Below are 255 nucleotides of genomic sequence, written 5' to 3'. Positions count from 1 at the left end.
AACTTTGCGATCGTGGATGAGGTAGACTCTGTATTGGTAGATGATGCAAGAACACCGTTAATTATTTCAGGTCCGGTTCCGCAGGGAGACAGACAGGAATTTGATGTTCTTAAACCTTCTATCGACAAAATTGTTGAAGTTCAGAAAAAAACAGTTTCCACTATATTTAATGAAGCGAAAAAATTAATCGCTGCAGGAAATACAAAGGAAGGAGGATTTAAATTGCTTCAGGCTTACAGAGGTCTTCCTAAGAGT

1 protein-coding gene is annotated in these 255 nt (G+C 38.4%); it reads left to right on the top strand.

The genetic code is table 11. From position 1 onward, the window contains the following. Positions 1–255 (top strand): hypothetical protein (locus tag WFK35_RS23120; RefSeq protein ID WP_336735008.1); only part of this gene is annotated, 255 nt, incomplete at both ends.

This window comes from Chryseobacterium sp. VD8 (assembly GCF_037149975.1).
In the GTDB taxonomy this organism is placed as follows: domain Bacteria; phylum Bacteroidota; class Bacteroidia; order Flavobacteriales; family Weeksellaceae; genus Chryseobacterium; species Chryseobacterium indicum.
This window is presented reverse-complemented; position numbering and strand designations above follow the sequence as displayed.